At 72.9% G+C, this 18,030-nt stretch carries 18 protein-coding genes; 10 read left to right on the forward strand and 8 right to left on the reverse strand.

All coding sequences use genetic code 11. From position 1 onward, the window contains the following. Positions 1-65 precede the first annotated feature (65 nt). A complete protein-coding gene (locus tag RNL97_RS27170) occupies positions 66-203 on the forward strand; it encodes a hypothetical protein (protein ID WP_158709136.1) in 138 nt (45 codons plus the stop codon). A 109-nt stretch (positions 204-312) separates the two neighbouring features. Here RNL97_RS27170 and aceB read toward each other — a convergent pair whose 3' ends face one another. Together aceB and RNL97_RS27180 are read right to left on the reverse strand one after the other, a co-directional pair. Then, positions 313-1,932, reverse strand: coding sequence for a malate synthase A (gene aceB / locus RNL97_RS27175; protein ID WP_030585304.1), 1,620 nt, complete (start codon positions 1,930-1,932; stop codon positions 313-315). Positions 1,933-2,219: 287 nt separating this feature from the next. Then, positions 2,220-2,837 (reverse strand): nucleotidyltransferase family protein, encoded by a 618-nt coding sequence (locus tag RNL97_RS27180; RefSeq protein ID WP_030585307.1) that lies wholly within the window; start codon positions 2,835-2,837, stop codon positions 2,220-2,222. Between the two features lie 202 nt (positions 2,838-3,039). Between RNL97_RS27180 and RNL97_RS27185 the strand changes: the two genes are divergently transcribed. Continuing rightward, positions 3,040-3,354, forward strand: a complete 315-nt coding sequence (locus RNL97_RS27185) for a DUF5955 family protein (RefSeq protein WP_030585310.1) — start codon at positions 3,040-3,042, stop codon at positions 3,352-3,354. Between the two features lie 244 nt (positions 3,355-3,598). On the opposite strand, the gene RNL97_RS27190 is transcribed toward RNL97_RS27185, so the two are convergent. Further along, entirely contained in the window at positions 3,599-4,402 is an 804-nt protein-coding gene (locus RNL97_RS27190; RefSeq protein ID WP_030585313.1) for an IclR family transcriptional regulator, read from the reverse strand. 349 nt (positions 4,403-4,751) lie between these two features. On the opposite strand from RNL97_RS27190, the gene allB reads away from it, so the two are divergent. Both allB and alc read left to right on the forward strand, forming a co-directional pair. Further along, on the forward strand, positions 4,752-6,095 hold the full coding sequence (gene allB / locus RNL97_RS27195; RefSeq protein ID WP_313751307.1) for an allantoinase AllB: 1,344 nt from the start codon (positions 4,752-4,754) through the stop codon (positions 6,093-6,095). Positions 6,096-6,196: 101 nt separating this feature from the next. Then, positions 6,197-7,318: an allantoicase gene (gene alc / locus RNL97_RS27200; RefSeq protein ID WP_313751308.1), complete on the forward strand. Its 1,122-nt coding sequence runs from the start codon at positions 6,197-6,199 to the stop codon at positions 7,316-7,318. Positions 7,319-7,410: 92 nt separating this feature from the next. Here the strand turns inward: alc and RNL97_RS27205 are convergent, their stop codons facing one another. From RNL97_RS27205 to RNL97_RS27215, 3 genes are all read right to left on the reverse strand, one after another. After that, positions 7,411-8,241 (reverse strand): aldo/keto reductase, encoded by an 831-nt coding sequence (locus RNL97_RS27205; protein WP_030585322.1) that lies wholly within the window; start codon positions 8,239-8,241, stop codon positions 7,411-7,413. 159 nt (positions 8,242-8,400) lie between these two features. Continuing rightward, positions 8,401-9,204, reverse strand: coding sequence for an SDR family NAD(P)-dependent oxidoreductase (locus tag RNL97_RS27210; RefSeq protein WP_030585325.1), 804 nt, complete (start codon positions 9,202-9,204; stop codon positions 8,401-8,403). Between the two features lie 111 nt (positions 9,205-9,315). Then, positions 9,316-9,957, reverse strand: a complete 642-nt coding sequence (locus tag RNL97_RS27215; protein ID WP_030585328.1) for a TetR/AcrR family transcriptional regulator — start codon at positions 9,955-9,957, stop codon at positions 9,316-9,318. A gap of 185 nt (positions 9,958-10,142) precedes the next feature. Here RNL97_RS27215 and RNL97_RS27220 point away from each other — a divergent pair, with 185 nt between their 5' ends. After that, complete coding sequence (locus RNL97_RS27220; RefSeq protein WP_030585331.1) at positions 10,143-11,066, forward strand: DMT family transporter; 924 nt, start codon at positions 10,143-10,145, stop codon at positions 11,064-11,066. On the opposite strand, the gene RNL97_RS27225 is transcribed toward RNL97_RS27220, so the two are convergent. Then, complete coding sequence (locus tag RNL97_RS27225; RefSeq protein WP_030585333.1) at positions 11,056-11,259, reverse strand: hypothetical protein; 204 nt, start codon at positions 11,257-11,259, stop codon at positions 11,056-11,058. The two genes, RNL97_RS27220 and RNL97_RS27225, sit on opposite strands and share 11 nt — an antisense overlap. Positions 11,260-11,404: 145 nt before the next feature. Between RNL97_RS27225 and RNL97_RS27230 the strand changes: the two genes are divergently transcribed. From RNL97_RS27230 to RNL97_RS27245, 4 genes are all read left to right on the forward strand, one after another. Continuing rightward, on the forward strand, positions 11,405-12,625 hold the full coding sequence (locus tag RNL97_RS27230) for a sensor histidine kinase (RefSeq protein ID WP_313751309.1): 1,221 nt from the start codon (positions 11,405-11,407) through the stop codon (positions 12,623-12,625). A gap of 70 nt (positions 12,626-12,695) precedes the next feature. Then, positions 12,696-13,430 carry a response regulator transcription factor gene (locus tag RNL97_RS27235; protein WP_313751310.1) on the forward strand — a complete coding sequence of 245 codons (735 nt, stop codon included), beginning with the start codon at positions 12,696-12,698 and terminating at the stop codon, positions 13,428-13,430. A 52-nt stretch (positions 13,431-13,482) separates the two neighbouring features. Continuing rightward, on the forward strand, positions 13,483-14,655 hold the full coding sequence (locus RNL97_RS27240) for a cytochrome P450 family protein (protein WP_030585340.1): 1,173 nt from the start codon (positions 13,483-13,485) through the stop codon (positions 14,653-14,655). Between the two features lie 124 nt (positions 14,656-14,779). Further along, entirely contained in the window at positions 14,780-15,976 is a 1,197-nt protein-coding gene (locus tag RNL97_RS27245) for a cytochrome P450 family protein (protein ID WP_030585343.1), read from the forward strand. A gap of 19 nt (positions 15,977-15,995) precedes the next feature. Here RNL97_RS27245 and RNL97_RS27250 read toward each other — a convergent pair whose 3' ends face one another. Beyond that, entirely contained in the window at positions 15,996-17,015 is a 1,020-nt protein-coding gene (locus RNL97_RS27250; RefSeq protein WP_030585346.1) for a Gfo/Idh/MocA family protein, read from the reverse strand. Between the two features lie 129 nt (positions 17,016-17,144). Between RNL97_RS27250 and RNL97_RS27255 the strand changes: the two genes are divergently transcribed. Continuing rightward, complete coding sequence (locus RNL97_RS27255; RefSeq protein ID WP_030585348.1) at positions 17,145-17,903, forward strand: GntR family transcriptional regulator; 759 nt, start codon at positions 17,145-17,147, stop codon at positions 17,901-17,903. The last annotated feature ends 127 nt before the right edge of the window (positions 17,904-18,030 follow it).

Here is an 18,030-nt window from a genome sequence, read left to right on the forward strand (position 1 = left end):
GGGCAGGTACCACCAGGTCAGCCCCGTGCCACCCGCGGGGGAAGCCGGGGGAGCACCTGCTGTTCGTGATCGACCGTGACCCGGCCGCGTACGTCACCTCCTACCGCGGCGACGCCGTCGCGGAGGTGCGCCGCAGCATCGAGCGGGCGCTCCCCGGGGCGGCCGGCAGGGCATGCACGGACGGTGGACGGGGGGACGTCTGAGCGATCCCCTGTCCGGTCGGCCGACGTCCATGGGCCCAGGGGGCCGGGCGACCGCCCCGTCCCCGGCGCTGTGCGGGGACGGGGCCGTGCTTCGTTCACGCGGTTCGGGTCAGCGCAGCTGCTCGTACGCGGGCAGGGTCAGGAAGTCCGCGTAGTCCTGGTCCAGGGAGACCTGGAGCAGGAGGTCGTGGGCCTGCTGCCACTTGCCGGCGGCGAAGGTCTCCTCGCCGATCTCCTCGCGGATCGCCGCCAGTTCCTCGGCGGCGACCTTGCGGGCCAGCTCCGCGGTGGCGTGCTCGCCGTTCTCGAAGACCACGTCCGCGTTGATCCACTGCCAGATCTGGGAGCGGGAGATCTCGGCGGTGGCCGCGTCCTCCATCAGGTTGAAGATGGCGACCGCGCCCAGGCCGCGCAGCCAGGCCTCGATGTAGCGGATGCCGACCGCGACGGCGTTGCGCAGGCCGTCGTACGTGGGGCTCGCGTCGAGCGAGTCGATGGCGATCAGATCGCCCGGGGCCACCGAGACGTCCTCGCGCAGCCGGTCCTTCTGGTTGGGCTTCTCGCCGAGGACCGCGTCGAAGGAGGCCAGGGCGATCGGGACCAGGTCCGGGTGGGCGACCCAGGAGCCGTCGAAGCCGTCGTTGGCCTCGCGGTCCTTGTCGGCCTTGACCTTCTCGAAGGCCACCTTGTTGACCTCGGCGTCGCGGCGCGAGGGAATGAAGGCCGCCATGCCGCCGATCGCGTGCGCGCCGCGCTTGTGGCAGGTGCGGACCAGGAGTTCGGTGTACGCCCGCATGAACGGGGCCGTCATCGTGACCGCGTTGCGGTCCGGCAGGACGAACTTGGCGCCGCCGTCACGGAAGTTCTTGACGATGGAGAAGAGGTAGTCCCAGCGGCCCGCGTTCAGTCCGGCGGCGTGGTCGCGCAGCTCGTAGAGGATCTCCTCCATCTCGTACGCGGCGGTGATCGTCTCGATCAGGACGGTCGCGCGGACCGTGCCCTGCGGGATGCCGACGTAGTCCTGGGCGAAGACGAAGATGTCGTTCCAGAGGCGGGCCTCCAGGTGCGACTCCGTCTTCGGCAGGTAGAAGTACGGGCCCTTGCCGAGCTCGATCAGGCGCTGCGCGTTGTGGAAGAAGTAGAGGCCGAAGTCGACCAGCGCGCCGGGCACGGAGACGCCGTCCAGCTGGAGGTGGCGCTCCTCCAGGTGCCAGCCGCGCGGCCGCATGACGACCGTGGCCAGCTCGTCGGCGGACTTCAGCGCGTACGACTTGCCGGACTTCGGGTCGGTGAAGTCGATGCGGCGCTCGTAGGCGTCGGTGAGGTTGAGCTGGCCGAGGACGACGTTCTCCCAGGTGGGGGCGGACGCGTCCTCGAAGTCGGCGAGCCAGACCTTCGCGCCCGAGTTCAGGGCGTTGATGGTCATCTTGCGGTCGGTCGGACCGGTGATCTCCACCCGGCGGTCGTTCAGAGCCGCCGGGGCGGGCGCGACCTTCCAGGAGTCGTCCGCGCGGATGGCTGCCGTCTCGGGCAGGAAGTCCAGCGTGGACGTGCGGGCGATCTCGGCGCGGCGCTCACCGCGCCGGGAGAGCAGCTCATTGCGGCGCGGGGTGAACTGCCGGTGCAGCTCGGCCACGAACGCGAGGGCCGCATCGGTCAGGACCTCGTCCTGCCGGGGCAGGGGCTCGGCATCGACGATGGCCAGCGTGGACGGCGCTGGTGCGGACATGAGCTGTCACTCCTTCAGCGGGCGGCGGCGTCTCGACGGCCGCCGGGTCGCCTGAGACGGCACGGCGTGCCATGGCTCCGAGATACGGCCGTGGGTGCCGTCTGAGGTTCAGAGGGCTTCTGACCAGTGGATAGTAGTTTCCTCATGGTGGAAGTTCAATGGTTTGTTGATGTCGAGATTCTCCGGGTCGACAGAAACGGGCCCACGGCGGCGCAGCGTGCCAGCGCGGCCACGCACGGTGGGCGGTCGGGCGGCGGGTCCGCCACGCCGAGGGCAGTGGGCTCCGGTCACTCCAGGTGCTTGAGGTCCCGCGAGGTGTCGATGTCGTACGCCTCGGCCACATCCGAACACTCCACGAGCGTGATCGCATCGCGGTGCTCCCTCAGATAGGTCCGCGCCCCCCGGTCCCCGACGGCCGCCGCCGCGATGTCCGTCCACCGGTCCGACCCGAACAGCACCGGATGGCTCCGCTCCCCGCCGTACGAGGCCGCCGCCAGGCTCGCCCGCGAGCGGTACGCCAGCCGCACCCGCGCCACCGCCTCCGCACCGATCCCCGGCTGATCGACCAGGAGGACGAGCGCCGCATCCGCGTCCGTCGCCGCCAGGGCCGCCAGCCCCAGCCGGAGCGAGGAGCCCATCCCCTCCTCCCAGCCCGGGTTCACGCTCACCGCGCAGCCCGTGAGATCCGCCCGGGCGCGCACCTCCTCCGCCGCCGCGCCCAGCACCACGTGGAGCGGGCCGCAGCCGCCGTTGCGGAGGGAGCGCACCGCGTGCTCGATCAGCGGGCGGCCCCGGTGCTCCAGCAGCGCCTTCGGGCGGCCGCCGAGCCGACGGCCCCCTCCGGCGGCCAGCAGCACCCCCGCGACCTTGGGGTTCTCCGCCCTGCGCGGCGTGTCCGTCGCCATGTCCTCAACCATGAGGTCTGGATACCACTGAGTCCTTCGCACACGCGACACGCATGTCACCCTCAGGGGTAACCCCGATTTCTTTCCGTGGGCTGGCGCGCACTGCCTGTTATGGCGTTAACTTGCGGGCGAACCCGGGGACTTGGCCACCACCCCGGATTCGGGGGAGATACCGGCACAGGAACGTGCGAGGGGGAGTGCTGTGTTGCGAAGCGCGGGACAGAAGCGGCTGACCGGCAGCGGTGAGGACCCGAGGGTGGCCGAGCTGCGGATGGCCGTCTCGCGGCTGCGCCGGGAGCTGGCCGGTCTCCGGATCGACTTCCCCGACCGGCCGATCGCCGAGGACGAGCTGGCGGCCCTGGACGCCATGGCCGTCAGCGGTGTCCCGGAGATCCCCCGTATGCGCCGTTCCCTGCTGCTGATCGCGGGGGCGATCGGCTCGGTGAGCGCGGTGGCGGCGGCCCTGCGCGAGGTCCGCAACGCGGTCGACCTCTTCGGCGAGCCCCCGCGCGGGTGAACGCCCCGCGGACCGTCCGGCCGGGTGACCCGCCGGGTGTGTGCCGTCAGCGGCGGATGAGCCTGCGGGCCGTCGCCGCCGCGGGGGCCACGGAGTGAGGACGGCCGGCTGACGGGTCCGGCCGCAGTGCGCGAGAGCGGGGCGCGGCCCCGCCGTCCCCGGAAGAAGGTGGGGAGGGCCTAAGGCCCTGGCTCCCCGGCGCAAGGCGCCGGGGGGCGACGGAACTGCCCTCGAAGTCCGCTGTTCAGCCCCCGTTCGTCCCACTGCTCGCCAGCGCCTCCGAAAGCTCGCCCGCGACCTGCTGGAGGATCGGCACGATCCGCTCCGTGGCCGCCTCCGTCACCCGCCCCGCCGGGCCGGAGATGGAGATCGCCGCCGAGGTGGGGGAGTTCGGCACGGAGACCGCGAGGCACCGCACCCCGATCTCCTGCTCGTTGTCGTCCACCGCGTATCCGGCGCGGCGCACCTGTTCCAGGGCGTCGAGGAAGCCCTCCGGCGTGGTGATCGTCTTCTCGGTGGCGGCGGGCATGCCCGTACGGGACAGGAGCGCGCGGACCTCGTCGGCGGGGGTGTGCGCGAGAAGCGCCTTGCCCACGCCGGTGGAGTGGGGCAGGACGCGCCGGCCGACCTCGGTGAACATCCGCATGGAGTGTTTGGACGGCACCTGGGCGACGTACACGATCTCGTCCCCGTCCAGCAGCGCCATGTTCGCCGTCTCGCCCGTCTCCTCGACCAGCCGGCTGAGGTAGGGGCGGGCCCAGGTGCCGAGCAGCCGGGAGGCGGACTCGCCGAGCCGGATCAGCCGGGGGCCCAGCGCGTAACGGCGGTTGGGCTGCTGGCGTACGTATCCGCAGACGACCAGGGTCCGCATCAGCCGGTGGATGGTCGGCAGGGGCAGGCCGCTGCTCGCGGACAGCTCGCTCAGCCCGACCTCGCCCCCGGCGTCGGCCATCCGCTCCAGCAGATCGAAGGCGCGCTCAAGGGACTGCACCCCACCGCTGGTACCGGAGGGCTTGGAGTCGGCTGTGCTGGCGTGGGACGGCGGCACGTCAACGGTCCTTTCGAAGCGGAAGGCAAGGCAGCAGCCTACCGGGCGGTTCCGATGCGGCCCACAGCTCCCCGGTCGGCGTCCGTGCCGGTCAGGGCCTGTTTTGTCCGGGTGCCGCCGGTCGGTTCGGACGGCTCGGCGGCGCCTCTCCTGGTCCATGCTACGTTCCGCAGTTCGAAATATGACTTTTACTTTGTGGAAACATCCAGTCGCGGCGGCAGGGCTGCCCGTCGGGCCCCCGTGCCCGAAGGTGGGTCTTGACGAGGGCGTTTCCCGAGTGAAGACTCCATCAGAGCTTCAACAGTTCGTTGAATTCCTGTTGTGACCATCCTGGAGTGAAGGAGCACAGGTGTCCGGTTTGGACGTGAACCTGGTACTGCGCTCGACGCGCGTCGTCACCCCCGAGGGCACCCGCCCGGCGGCGGTCGCCGTCGCGGGCGGGACGATCGACGCGGTCCTGCCGTACGACGCCGACGTGCCCGCGGGCACCCGCCTGGAGGACTTCGGTGACGACGTCCTGCTGCCCGGCCTGGTCGACACCCACGTCCATGTGAACGACCCCGGCCGCACCGAGTGGGAAGGCTTCTGGACCGCCACCCGCGCGGCCGCCGCCGGCGGCATCACCACGCTCCTGGACATGCCGCTCAATTCCCTCCCGCCCACCACCACCGTCGCCCACCTGCGGACCAAGCAGCAGGTCGCCGCCCCCAAGGCGCACGTCGACACCGGCTTCTGGGGCGGTGCGATCCCGTCCAACGTCAAGGACCTGCGCCCGCTGTACGAGGCCGGGGTCTTCGGCTTCAAGTGCTTCCTGTCGCCCTCCGGGGTGGAGGAGTTCCCGGAACTGGACCAGGAGCAGCTGGCCCGCTCCATGGCGGAGATCGCGGGATTCGGCGGACTGCTCATCGTCCACGCCGAGGACCCGCACCACCTGGCCGACGCCCCGCAGCGCCCCGGCCCCGCCTACGCCGACTTCCTGGCCTCCCGCCCGCGCGACGCCGAGAACACCGCCATCGAAGGGCTCATCGCCCACGCCAAGCGGCTGAACGCCCGCGTCCACGTCCTGCACCTCTCCTCCGGTGACGCGCTGCCGCTGATCGCCGCCGCCAAGCGCGAGGGCGTCCGCGTCACCGTCGAGTCCTGCCCGCACTTCCTCACCCTCACCGCCGAGGAAGTCCCGGACGGGGCCACCGAGTTCAAGTGCTGCCCGCCGATCCGCGAGGCAGCCAACCAGGACACCCTGTGGGCCGGGCTCGCGAACGGCACCATCGACTGCATCGTCAGCGACCACTCCCCGTGCACCACGGACCTCAAGACCCCGGACTTCGCCTCCGCCTGGGGCGGCATCTCCTCCCTCCAGCTCGGCCTGCCCGCCATCTGGACCGAGGCCCGCAGGCGCGGCCACTCCCTCGACGACGTCGCCCGCTGGATGTCCGCCGCCCCCGCCGAACTCGCCGGGCTGACCCGCAAGGGCGCCATCGAGCCCGGCCGCGACGCCGACTTCGCGGTCCTCGCCCCCGAGGCGACCTTCACCGTCGACCCCGCCGAGCTCTTCCACCGCAACCAGGTCACCGCCTACGCCGGGAAGACCCTCCACGGCGTGGTCCGCTCCAGTTGGCTGCGCGGCGTCCGCATCGCCTCCGACGGCGTCCTCGCCGAGCCCACTGGCCGCCTCCTGGAACGGGACCGCTGAACCGGCCCCACCGGCCTCCCCACGACCGGGACCGCTGAACCGGCCCTCCGGCCCCCTCCGCGAACGCGACCCCCGACCGTGCCCGAAAGGACCCCCTGACCATGACGGACGCCTCGATACCCCGCTTCACCGGCGACGCCGGCCCCTACGCGGGCGGCGACCCGTACGCCGACCACCGCACGGCCGACTTCCCCTTCACCCATCTCGTCGACCTCGCCGACCGCCGCCTCGGCGCGGGAGTCATCGCTGCCAACGACGAGTTCTTCGCCGAGCGCGAGAACCTCCTCAAGCCCGAGCCCGCCGCCTTCGACCCGGAGCACTTCGGTCACAAGGGCAAGATCATGGACGGCTGGGAGACCCGCCGCCGCCGAGGCGTCAGCGCCGCCGAACCCCACCCCACCGCCGACGACCACGACTGGGCCCTCGTCCGGCTCGGCGCGCCCGGCGTCATCCGGGGCATCGTCCTGGACACCGCCCACTTCCGCGGCAACTACCCGCAGGCGGTCTCCGTCGAGGCCGTCTCCCTGCCCGGCTCCCCGTCCCCCGAGGACCTCCTCGCCCCCGACGTGAAGTGGACGACGCTCGTCCCCCGTACGGCGGTCGGCGGCCACGCGGCCAACGGGTTCGCCGTCGACGCCGAGCAGCGCTTCACCCATCTGCGGGTCAACCAGCACCCGGACGGCGGGATCGCCCGGCTGCGTGTGTACGGGGAGGTCGCCCCGGACCCCGCGTGGCTCGCCGCCCTCGGTACGTTCGACCTCGCGGCCCTGGAGAACGGCGGCCAGGTCGAGGACGCCTCCGACCGCTTCTACTCCCCGGCCACCAACACCATCCAGCCCGGCCGCTCCCGCAAGATGGACGACGGCTGGGAGACCCGCCGCCGCCGTGACCAGGGCAACGACTGGATCAGCTACCGCCTCGCCGCCCAGTCCGGGATCCGGGCCGTCGAGATCGACACCGCCTACCTCAAGGGCAACTCGGCGGGCTGGGCGAGCCTTTCGGTACGGGACGGGGAGGACGGCGACTGGACGGAGATCCTGCCCCGGACCCGCCTCCAGCCCGACACCGACCACCGCTTCGTGCTCGACGGGACCGTCCGGGCCACGCGCGTACGGATCGACATCTTCCCGGACGGCGGCATCTCCCGGCTCCGGCTGTACGGATCGCTCACCGACGAGGGCGCGGCCGCCCTGGCGGCCCGTCACCGGGAGCTCGGCGGCTGACCCCGGACAGCGGACACGGCCGGGCGCACCGCGATCGCAGGGGGATCGCGGTGCGCCCGGCCCGTCGAGCCGGGACCGGGAGCCGTAGGCGCTCAGAACTCCTCGTGGGACTCCGGGTCGCCGCCGAACCGCCGCTGCCGTCCGGACGCGATCGTCGTCAACTCCTGCGCCGTCAGCTCGAACCCGAACAGATCGAGGTTCTCGCCCTGCCGTCCCGGGTCCGCGGACTTCGGGACGGGCACCGCGCCCAGCTGGGTGTGCCAGCGCAGCACCACCTGGCCGGGCGTCACCCCGTGGTCGTCCGCGATCGCCACGATCGAGGGGTCCTCCAGCACCTCCCGGCCCCGGGCCAGCGGGCTCCAGCTCTCGGTCACGATGCCCTTCGCGGCGTGCACGGCCCGCAGCTCCTCCTGCGGAAGCAGGGGATGCATCTCGATCTGGTTCACCGAGGGCAGCACCCCCGTCTCCCGCTCCAGCCGTTCCAGATGCGCCGCGGTGAAGTTGGAGACGCCGATGGAGCGGACGAGACCGTCCTGGCGGAGCCGGATCATCGCCTTCCAGGTGTCCACGTACTTGTCGACGCGGGGGAGCGGCCAGTGGATCAGATACAGGTCGACGTACTCGACGCCCAGGCGGGCCCGCGACTCCTCGAACGAGGCGAGCGTCTCCTCGTACCCCTGATGCCGGCCGGGCACCTTCGTGGTGACGACGACCTCCTCGCGGGGGACGCCGCTGCGGGTGATGCCCCGGCCGGTGCCGGTCTCGTTGCCGTAGTTGAGGGCCGTGTCGACCAGCCGGTAGCCCAGCTCCAGGGCCCCGGCGACGGCCTCCTCGGCCGCCGCGTCGTCCAGCGGGTAGGTGCCGAGCCCCACCGCGGGGAGCCGTGTGCCGTCATTGAGCGTGTGAACCGGTGTGCCGGACATGTACTGGTCCTGTCCTTCCCGTCGCTGCCCCGTCCCGGCCAGCGTAGGGGCCCGGCCGGAACGGGGCAGCCGGGGGAGCGCGCCCCGGCGTACACCCGGGCGGCAGAACAGGGGGGAGCCGGCAGGATGCCCCGGCGTGCGCCCGTGTGGTGGCGGTGTTCAGGCCGCGTGGCCGCCGTCCACGACGAGCTCGGTGCCCGTGATGAAGCCCGCCTCGGCGCTCACGAGGTAGGCGACGAGCGAGGCGATCTCCTCCGTCGTGCCGAAGCGGCCCAGCGCGTTCGCCGCGCGCTGGCCCTCGGCCAACGGCCCGTCGGCCGGGTTGAGGTCGGTGTCCACGGCCCCCGGCTGGATCACGTTCACGGTGATGCCGCGCGGCCCCAGCTCCCTGGCGAGCGGCTTGGTCAGCCCCGTCAGCGCGGACTTGCTGAGCCCGTAGAGGGTGGAGCCGGGCCCGCCCGCGTACCGGCTCAGGGCGGAACCCACGGAGATGACGCGGCCACCGTCGGCCAGCCGCTCCGCCGCCGCCCGGCAGGCGAGGAAGGCCGCTCGGACGTTCACCGTCAGCGTCCGGTCCACGTCCGGTCCGGCGAGCGTGGAGATCGGGCCGAGGATGCCGATGCCCGCGTTGTTGACCAGGACGTCCAGTCGGCCGAGCGCGTCCGCCGCCCGGTGCACGGCGTCGGCGGCCGCGTCGGCGTCCGCCGCGTCGCAATGCAGGGCGACGCCCCGGCGGCCGAAGCCCTCGATCTTCGCGACGACCGCACGGGCCGCCTCCTCGTCCTGTACATAGGTGACGGCGACGTCCGCGCCGTCCTGGGCGAGCCGCAGCGCGATCGCGGCGCCGATGCCCCGGCTGCCCCCGGTGACCAGGGCGGCCCGGTGCGGAAGACCGGCGGGGACGGCTGCGGGGGCGGTGCCGGACAGGAGTGCGGAACGGGTGCTGGAAGCCTTGCTGGACATGGCTGTTCCTCGCTGACGGGGATGCCGTCGCTCCGACGGCCTCCCCCAGCAAACGCGTGCCGGGGCCCGCACACCGGCGGGTATCGGACACCTACGGCAGCCCCGGGCCGGTCACCGTAACGGCAGCAGCGCGGGGTCCGTCGCCGCCGCTCGCAGGCGTGCCAGGATGGCGCGGGCCGCCTTGTCGTAGCCGAGGCTGTTGTTCTGGAGCACCGACTCGGCGTTGGCCAGCTCCAGCAGCGCGATCACCTCGAATGCCAGCTGGCACACGTCGGTCTCCCCGGCCAGCTCCCCGGCGGCCCTGGCCTCCTCGATCGTCTCCTCCACGAAGGTGACCCAGCCCGTCTGCGCGGACGCCAGGGCGTCGTGCACCCGGCCCCTGCGGGCGTCGAACTCGGCCGTGGCGGCGTAGAAGAAGCAGCCGCCCCGGAACACCCGGTCGCGGGAGTACGCGATCCACGCCTCGCACATCCGCCAGACCCGCCCGAGCCCCGGCGGCACCGACCGGGTGGGGCGCAGCACATGGTCGACGTAGACGGCCACCGCTCCCCGCACGGTGGCCAGCTGGAGCCCCTCCTTCGAGCCGAACAGCGCGAACACCCCGCTCTTGCTCAGCCCCAGCTCGGTGGCCAACCGTCCCAGCGACAAGCCCTCAAGACCTTCGACCGAGGCGATCTGCACCGCCCGTCCCAGGACCAACTGCCGGGTCTGGTTCCCCCGCTCGACCCGCCCGTCCGCTCTTACCGACACCATGTGACCACTCCGTGCCTCAGCGTTACCGATGCGTCAGTCTAGGGAGCGGCGGGAGATGCCCGGGAACGATCCGACCGTTGAGACAGGTGTTCCTTTCCCGGGAACCCGGCGGGTAGCGTGATCACTCCGCGTGCGAGCCGGTGAGGTCTCCACATCACGTTCCGTGGAGAATCCGGGAAGACCAGGTGTCCGCTGCCGCCGTGCCCGCCGGGAGCCTCTCCCCGCGCCGCGCCTGGGTCGCCGACCTGCCCGTGCTGGCGGTCGCCGCGGTCTGGGGCGCGAGCTATCTCGCCGCCAAGGGCATCACCACCACGCACACCGTCGTCGCCGTCCTCGTCCTGCGCCTCGCGATCGTGCTGCCGGTGCTCGTTGCGGTCGGACGGCGCAAGCTGCGGGCGCTGACCGGTGCGCAGTGGCGGGGCGCCGGAGTGCTGGGTCTGGTGCTGAGCGGGATCTTCCTGCTGGAGACGTACGGGGTGGTGCGCACCTCCGCCACCAACGCCGGGCTGATCATCAGCCTGACCATGATCTTCACACCGCTGGCCGAGGCCGCCGTGACCCGCGTCCGCCCGTCACCCGGATGCGTCGCCGCGGCCGGGCTCTCCGTCGCCGGAGTGGTCCTGCTGACCCAGGGCGGCGGGTTCACCAGCCCCTCGGCCGGCGACCTCCTGATGCTCTTCGCCGCGCTCGCCCGTACGCTCCACGTCCTGGCCATGGCCCGGATCAGGGCGCTACAGGACGCCGACTCGCTCTCCCTGACCACCGTCCAGCTCGGCAGCGCGGTCGCCGTCTTCGCCGTCCTCGCGGCACTCCCCGGCACCGGAGCCTCACCGTGGAGCACGGTCGTGGGCTTCGGTGCCCGGGAGTGGGCGGGCCTCGTCTTCCTCTCGGTGTTCTGCACGCTGTTCGCGTTCTTCGTGCAGATGTGGTCCGTACGCCGCACCTCGCCGTCCCGGGTCGGTCTGCTGCTCGGTACGGAACCGCTGTGGGCCGCCGCCGTCGGCATGAGCCTCGGCGGAGAACAGCTCGGCGCCCCGGGGGTGGCCGGGGCCGTCCTCGTCCTGGCGGGCACCGCGTGGGGGCGGCGCGCCGCCCTGGTCAGGTCTTGATCGAATCCGCCGCGATCATCACGGCCGCCCCCGCCACGATCAGCACGATGCTGACGAACAGCAGGCGGTCGCCGAGAAAGTCGACGTGGCGCACGAGCGTCCAGAGCCGGAACCAGCCCGTCCATTCGTACAGCAGCCCGCCCACGCCCTGGACGAAGACGAGGAACCCGATCGTCTCGACGATTTTCTTCATGGGCCGAGCCTCCCGCCCGCCCCGCGCCCGCCGCATCGGCCGCCGGTCCCGTCCGCCGCGCCGAAAGTAGCGCGGGGTGCGACTTTGGTAGCTCCCGCGCCGCTCGGAGCCCTTTCGAGCCGTCAGGCTGCGTAACTTTGTCGACATGACGCGCACCGAGTACCGCTGGCTGCTTCCGTCGGCGATGGCCGACCCCGAGCTGCCGGACGACCGGGTCCGGACGCGGCGGACCGTGCGGGACTGGGCCGTCGACATCACGGCCTTCCTCATCGCCGCGGGCATCGGCATGCTGGCCCTCGGTACGATCGAGGCCGATGACACCACGGCCGACGCCGTCGTCTTCGTGGACTCGATCGTCGGCGCGGTGGCCTGCTGCGCCCTCTGGCTCCGGCGGCGCTGGCCCCTCGGACTCGCCGTCGCCCTGACTCTCGTGTCCGTCGTCGAGCCCGTGGCAGCCGGGGCCCTGCTGGTCGCCCTCTTCAGTCTGGCCGTCCACCGCCCGTTCAAGCCGGTCGCGATCGTGGGGGCGCTCGCACTGGTCCTGGTGCCGCTGCAACCGTTCCTGCGCCCCGACCCGACGACGTCCTTCCTCGCCTCGGTCGTCTTCGGCGTCCTGCTGATCCTCCTGGTGATCAGCTGGGGCATGGCCGTACGGTCCCGGCGCCAGCTCGTCGTCAGCCTCCGCGAACGGGCCCGCCGCGCCGAGGCCGAGGCGGAGCTGCGCGCCGAACAGGCCCAGCGCCTCGCCCGGGAGGCCATCGCCCGCGAGATGCACGACGTCCTGGCCCACCGGCTGACCCTGCTCAGCGTGCACGCCGGGGCCCTCGAATTCCGGCCCGACGCCCCCGCCGCCGTGGTCGGCCGGGCGGCCGGCGTCATCCGGGACAGCGCCCACGAGGCCCTCCAGGACCTCCGCGAGATCATCGGCGTCCTGCGCGGACCCGGCGACACCGACGAGGCCCACCGGCCCCAGCCCACCCTCGCCACCCTGGACGCCCTCGTCGCCGAATCCCGGCTCGCGGGTATGAAGGTCGCCGTCGACAACCGGGTCACCGAACCCCGGGGCGCCCCCGCCGCCACCGGCCGCACCGTCTACCGCATCGCGCAGGAGGCCCTGACCAACGCCCGTAAACACGCGCCCGGCACGGAGGTCTCCCTCACCGTGACCGGCGGCCCCGGCGACGGCCTCACCGTCGAGGTGGTGAACCCGGCCCCCACCGAACCCATCGAACGGGTCCCCGGCTCCGGCCAGGGGCTCATCGGCCTCACCGAACGCGCCACCCTCGCCGGAGGAGAGCTGGAGCACGGCCCGACGAAGGACGGCGGCTTCGCGGTCCGGGCCCGACTGCCGTGGCCCGCCGCGTGAGCGCCGGCGTACGGGGACGAGCGACGCCCGCCGTACGGGCGCCGCGCACCGGCTGGCTACGGTGGCCGTCATGAACGCCCCCGCGTCCCCGACACCCCCGGCCTCCTCCGCGCCCGTCCGCCTGCTGATCGTCGACGACGACCCGCTGGTCCGGGCGGGACTGACCCTGATGCTCGGCGGCGACCGGGGCATCGACATCGTCGGGGAGGGAGCGGACGGCGAGGAGGTCGAGGAGCTGGTCGAGCGGCTGCGCCCCGACGTCGTCCTGATGGACATCCGGATGCCGGTCATGGACGGACTCACCGCGACCGAGCGGCTGCGCCGCCGGCCCGACGCCCCGGAAGTCGTCGTGCTGACCACCTTCCACGCCGATGAACAGGTGCTCCGCGCCATCCGGGCCGGGGCGGCGGGATTCGTCCTGAAAGACACCCCGCCGGCCCGGATCGTCGACTCGGTCCGCCGGGTCGCGGCCGGTGACCCGGTCCTCTCACCCGCCGTCACCCGCCAGTTGATGGCCCGCGCCGCCGGGGGCGGGCGCGACGGCCGGGCCGGCCGCGCCCACCGGGCACGCAGGCGTTTCGGCCAACTTGCCGAGCGGGAGCAGGAGGTCGCGGTCGCCGTCGGACGCGGCGGCTCCAACGCGGAGATCGCGGCCTCTCTCTACCTCAGCGTCGCCACCGTCAAGACCCACGTCTCCCGGATTCTCGCGAAACTCGAACTCAACAACCGTGTCCAGATCGCACTGTTGGTCCACGATGCGGGGCTCCTCGACACGGACGACGGCGGTGGGAGCCGCCTAGGGTGAAGGGGAACGGCCCGGAACGGAGCGGGCCGCCACGGGAGAGGGGCCGCCCACCATGGCCGAGCTCGACCTGCGCGAACTGCCGGACTTCACCGCCGACCCCTACCCGTACTACGCCAAGCTCCGCGCCGAGGGGCCGGTGCACACCGTGCGCACCGAGGACATGGAGCGGATCTGGCTGATCGTCGGACACGAGGAGGGCCGCGCCGCCCTCGCCGACCAGAGGTTCGGCAAGGAGTGGCGCACCACCGGACGCTGGGAGGCGTTCGAGGCCCAGCTGAGCGCCAACATGCTGGAGCTGGACGCCCCGCACCACACCCGGCTGCGCCGGCTCGTCGTCCGCGAGTTCACCGCCCGGCGCATGGAGGCGCTGCGCCCGCGCGTCACCGAGATCACCGACCGGCTCCTCGACGCGATGGTGCCGCAGGGCTCCGCCGACCTGGTCGACGCGCTCGCCTTCCCGCTGCCGATGACCGTGATCTGCGAACTCCTCGGCGTCCCGGACATCGACCGGGACGCCTTCCGGGCGCTCTCGAACGGCATCGTCACGCCCACCCGCGAGCAGCGGGACGCCGACCCGGTCGGCGCGATGAACGCCTACCTCGTCGACCTCATCGCGGACAAACGCCGTTCGCCCGGCGAGGACCTGCTGAGCGCCCTGATCCGGACCACCGACGAGGACGGCGACAGCCTCTCCTCCGCCGAACTGGTCGGCATGGCCTTCCTGTTGCTCGTCGCGGGCCACGAGACCACCGTCAACCTGATCGCCAACGGGGTCCGGGCCCTGCTCGGCCACCCCGACCAGCTCGCCCTGCTGCGCGCCGAACCGGGGCTCATCGACGGCGCGGTGGAGGAGATGCTGCGCTACGACGGGCCCGTGGAGACCGCCACCTTCCGCTTCGCCCGGGAGCCGGTGACCGTCGGTTCCACCGTGATCCCGCGCGACGCCGCGGTGCTCGTCGCCCTGGCCTCCGCCGACCGCGACCCCACCCGCTTCCCGGCCCCGGACACCTTCGACATCCGCCGCGAGCCCCAGGGGCACCTGGCCTTCGGCCACGGTGCGCACTACTGCCTGGGCGCACCGCTCGCCCGGATGGAGGCCCGCGTCGCGATCGGCGCCCTGCTGGAACGCTGCCCCGGCCTCGCCCACGACCCGTCCGGCGGCGAGCTGGACTGGCTCCCGGGCCTGCTGATGCGCGGCACCCGGAGCCTGCCGGTGCGGTGGTGAGGGGCGCCGCAACCCCGTACGTGCCGCAAAGGCCGTGAGCGCCGCAACGCCGTGCACCGCCGCCGCAACGCAAGCGCCGCAAGGCCGTGAAGTGTCGCCGCAACTCCTTTTGAAGGGAACCGTGTTGACCACCGAGCCCCTGGTCGATCTCGCCGCGCTCGGCGAGCAGTTCACCCGCGATCCCTACCCCGCCTACGCCGCCCTGCGCGCCAAGGGTCCGGTCCACCGGGTGCGGATCCCCGAGGGCGCGGACGCCTGGCTCGTCGTCGGGTACGAGGCGGGCCGCGCCCTCCTCGCCGACCAGCGGCTCTCCAAGCACTGGAGCCGCGCCTCGCCCACGCTCGGGGTCGGCAAGGTGTCCGCGGGCTCCTCGATGCTCGGCTCCGACGCCCCGGACCACACCCGGCTGCGCAAGCTTGTCGCCCGTGAGTTCACCCCGCGCCGCGTGGAGCAACTGGTACCGCGGATAAAGGAGATGACCGACGAGCTGCTGGACGCGATGCTCGCGGCTCCGGACCGGTCGGCCGATCTCGTCGAGGCGCTGTCCTTCCCGCTGCCCATGTCGGTGATCTGTGAGCTGCTCGGTGTGCCGTTCCTGGACCGTGAGGACTTCCGTACCTGGTCGGGACAGGCTGTCTCCTCCATCGACCCGTCCGTGCGCGCGTCCTCCACCCAGGCCATGACCGCGTACATCGCCGGTCTGCTGGCCGACAAGCGCGAGAGGCCCGGCGACGACCTGCTGAGCGCGCTGATCCACACCGCCGACGAGGACGGCGACCGGCTGTCCGGCGAGGAACTGATCGGCATGGCATGGCTGTTGCTCGTCGCCGGGCACGAGACCACCGTCAACCTCATCACCAACGGCGTGCACAACCTCCTCGCGCACCCCGATCAACTGGCGCTCCTGCGCGCGGACTTCTCCCTGATCGACAACGCCGTCGAGGAGATCCTGCGCTTCGAGGGGCCGGTGGAGACCCCTACCTACCGCTTCACCACCGAACCGATCGAGGTGGGCGGCACGGTCATCCCCGGCGGCGGCGAGCTGGTCCTGGTCGCGATGTCGGACGCCAACCGGGACCCCGACCGCTACCCCGGCGGGGACCGCTTCGACATCACCCGGGACGCCCGGGGCCACATCGCCTTCGGGCACGGTATCCACTACTGCCTGGGCGCGCCGCTGGCCCGCATCGAGGCCCGGACCGCCATCCGGTCGCTGCTGGAGCGCTGCCCCGAGCTGCGGCTGACCGCCGACCCGGCGACGCTGACCTGGCGTGCCGGGATGCTGATGCGGGGGCCGCTGAGCCTTCCGGTCGGCTGGTAGCGCCCGGTTGCGCGGCGGCTCAGCCGCCGGGGATCTCGGTCAGCGCCACCGCCCGGCGTTCACGGCGGGAGACCTCGCACGCCTCGGCGATCCGCAGGGCGTGCAGGGCCTCCCGCCCGTCGCACGGATTGGCCAGCTCGCCGCGGACCACGCGCAGGAACGCGTCCAGCTCCGCCTCGTACGCCGGGGCGAACCGTTCCAGGAAGCCGGGCCAGGGTTTCGCCGGGGCGCCGGGGCCGCCCGGCTCGGCCGAGGTCAGCGGCGTGCGGTCGTCCAGACCGACGGCGAGCTGGTCCAGTTCGCCGGCCAGCTCCATCCGTACGTCGTACCCGGCGCCGTTGCACCGGGTCGCGGTGGCGGTGGCGAGCGTCCCGTCGTCGAGGGTGAGCAGGGCGGCTGCCGTGTCCACGTCCCCGGCCTCCCGGAACATCGCGGGCCCGGTGTCCGAGCCGGTGGCGGACACCTCGCTCACCTCGCGGCCCGTCACCCAGCGCAGGATGTCGAAGTCGTGGACCAGGCAGTCGCGGTACAGCCCGCCGGAGAGCGGGAGGTAGGCGGCGGGCGGCGGCGTGGGATCGGAGGTGACCGTCCGGACGGTGTGCAGCCGGCCGAGCCTCCCCTCCCGCACGGCGGCCCTGGCCTCGCCGTACCCGGAGTCGAAGCGCCGCATGAAGCCGAGCTGGAGCAGGCTCCCCGCCTCCTCGACCTCCGCCAGCGCGGCGAGCGTGCCGGGCAGGTCCAGGGCGATCGGCTTCTCGCAGAAGACCGGCAGTCCGGCGCGGGCGGCCCGCGCGATGAGCCCGGCGTGGGCGGCGGTCGCCGAACAGATCACGACGGCGTCGGGCGGCCCCTGGGCCTCGCCCGCTCCCGTGAACAAGGCGTCCACGGAGACGGCCGTGGCCCCCGTCCGCCCGGCCGCGGCGGCGGCCCGCTCGGGGTCCGCGTCCGCCAGCAGCAGGGCGTCCACGGCGGGGTGACGGCTCAGCACCTCCGCGTGGAATGTGCCGATCCGTCCCGTTCCGATCAGTCCGATGCGCATGGGCCCCAAGGTGGCGTTCGCCCGGACGTCATGTCAAGCGTTTGTCCTGACAAAGGGTGGTCGCGCCGAGGCCGGGTCCCGCCCCCGCGTGCCATGGCTTTGTCCGGACAAGCGAACTACGCTCGGCCCGTGACCGCACATGGAACCGACCGGCCGCTGCCGCTGAGCGTGGACCGCACCAGCCCGGTGCCGCTCTACTTCCAGCTGGCGCAGCAGCTGGAGGCGGCCGTGGAACAGGGCCGGCTGGCCCCCGGCGCCCTGCTCGGAAACGAGATCGACCTCGCCGCCCGCCTCGGCCTGTCCCGGCCGACCGTCCGCCAGGCCATCCAGACGCTGGTCGACAAGGGGCTGATGGTCCGCCGCAGGGGGGTCGGCACCCAGGTCGTGCACAGCCAGGTCCGCCGCCCGCTGGAGCTCAGCTCGCTCTACGACGACCTGGAGGCGGCGGGCCAGCGCCCCGCCACCGCGGTCCTGCGCAACACGACGGAACCGGCCACGGCCGAGGTCGCCGCCGCGCTCGGGGTCGCCGAGGGCAGCGAGGTCCACCTGGTGGAGCGGCTGCGGAGCGCGCACGGCGAACCGATGGCGCTCCTGCGCAACCACCTGCCGCAGGGGCTGGTGCCCCTGCGCACCGAGGAGCTGGAGGCCACCGGCCTCTACCGGCTGATGCGCGCCGGTGGCATCACGCTGCACAGCGCCCGCCAGTCGGTGGGGGCGCGCGCCGCGACGGCGGGGGAGGCGGGTGTGCTGGACGAGGAGCCGGGGGCGCCGCTGCTGACGATGGGGCGGGTGACGTACGACGACACGGGGCGGGTGGTGGAGTTCGGGTCACACGTCTACCGGGCGGCGCGGTACGCGTTCGAATTCCAACTCCTGGTCCGCCCGTAAACGATCCGGCCCCGCCCAGCCCGGCGCCCGTTCCCGGGGCCCGGTCCAGCCCCTGTTCCCTCCTCAATCGCCGGACGGGCTGGAAGAGCCTGCCCAGGCGTGCCGGACGGGCTCACGAGAGGTGCGG

It is taken from the genome of Streptomyces parvus (genome assembly GCF_032121415.1).
GTDB lineage: Bacteria > Actinomycetota > Actinomycetes > Streptomycetales > Streptomycetaceae > Streptomyces > Streptomyces globisporus_A.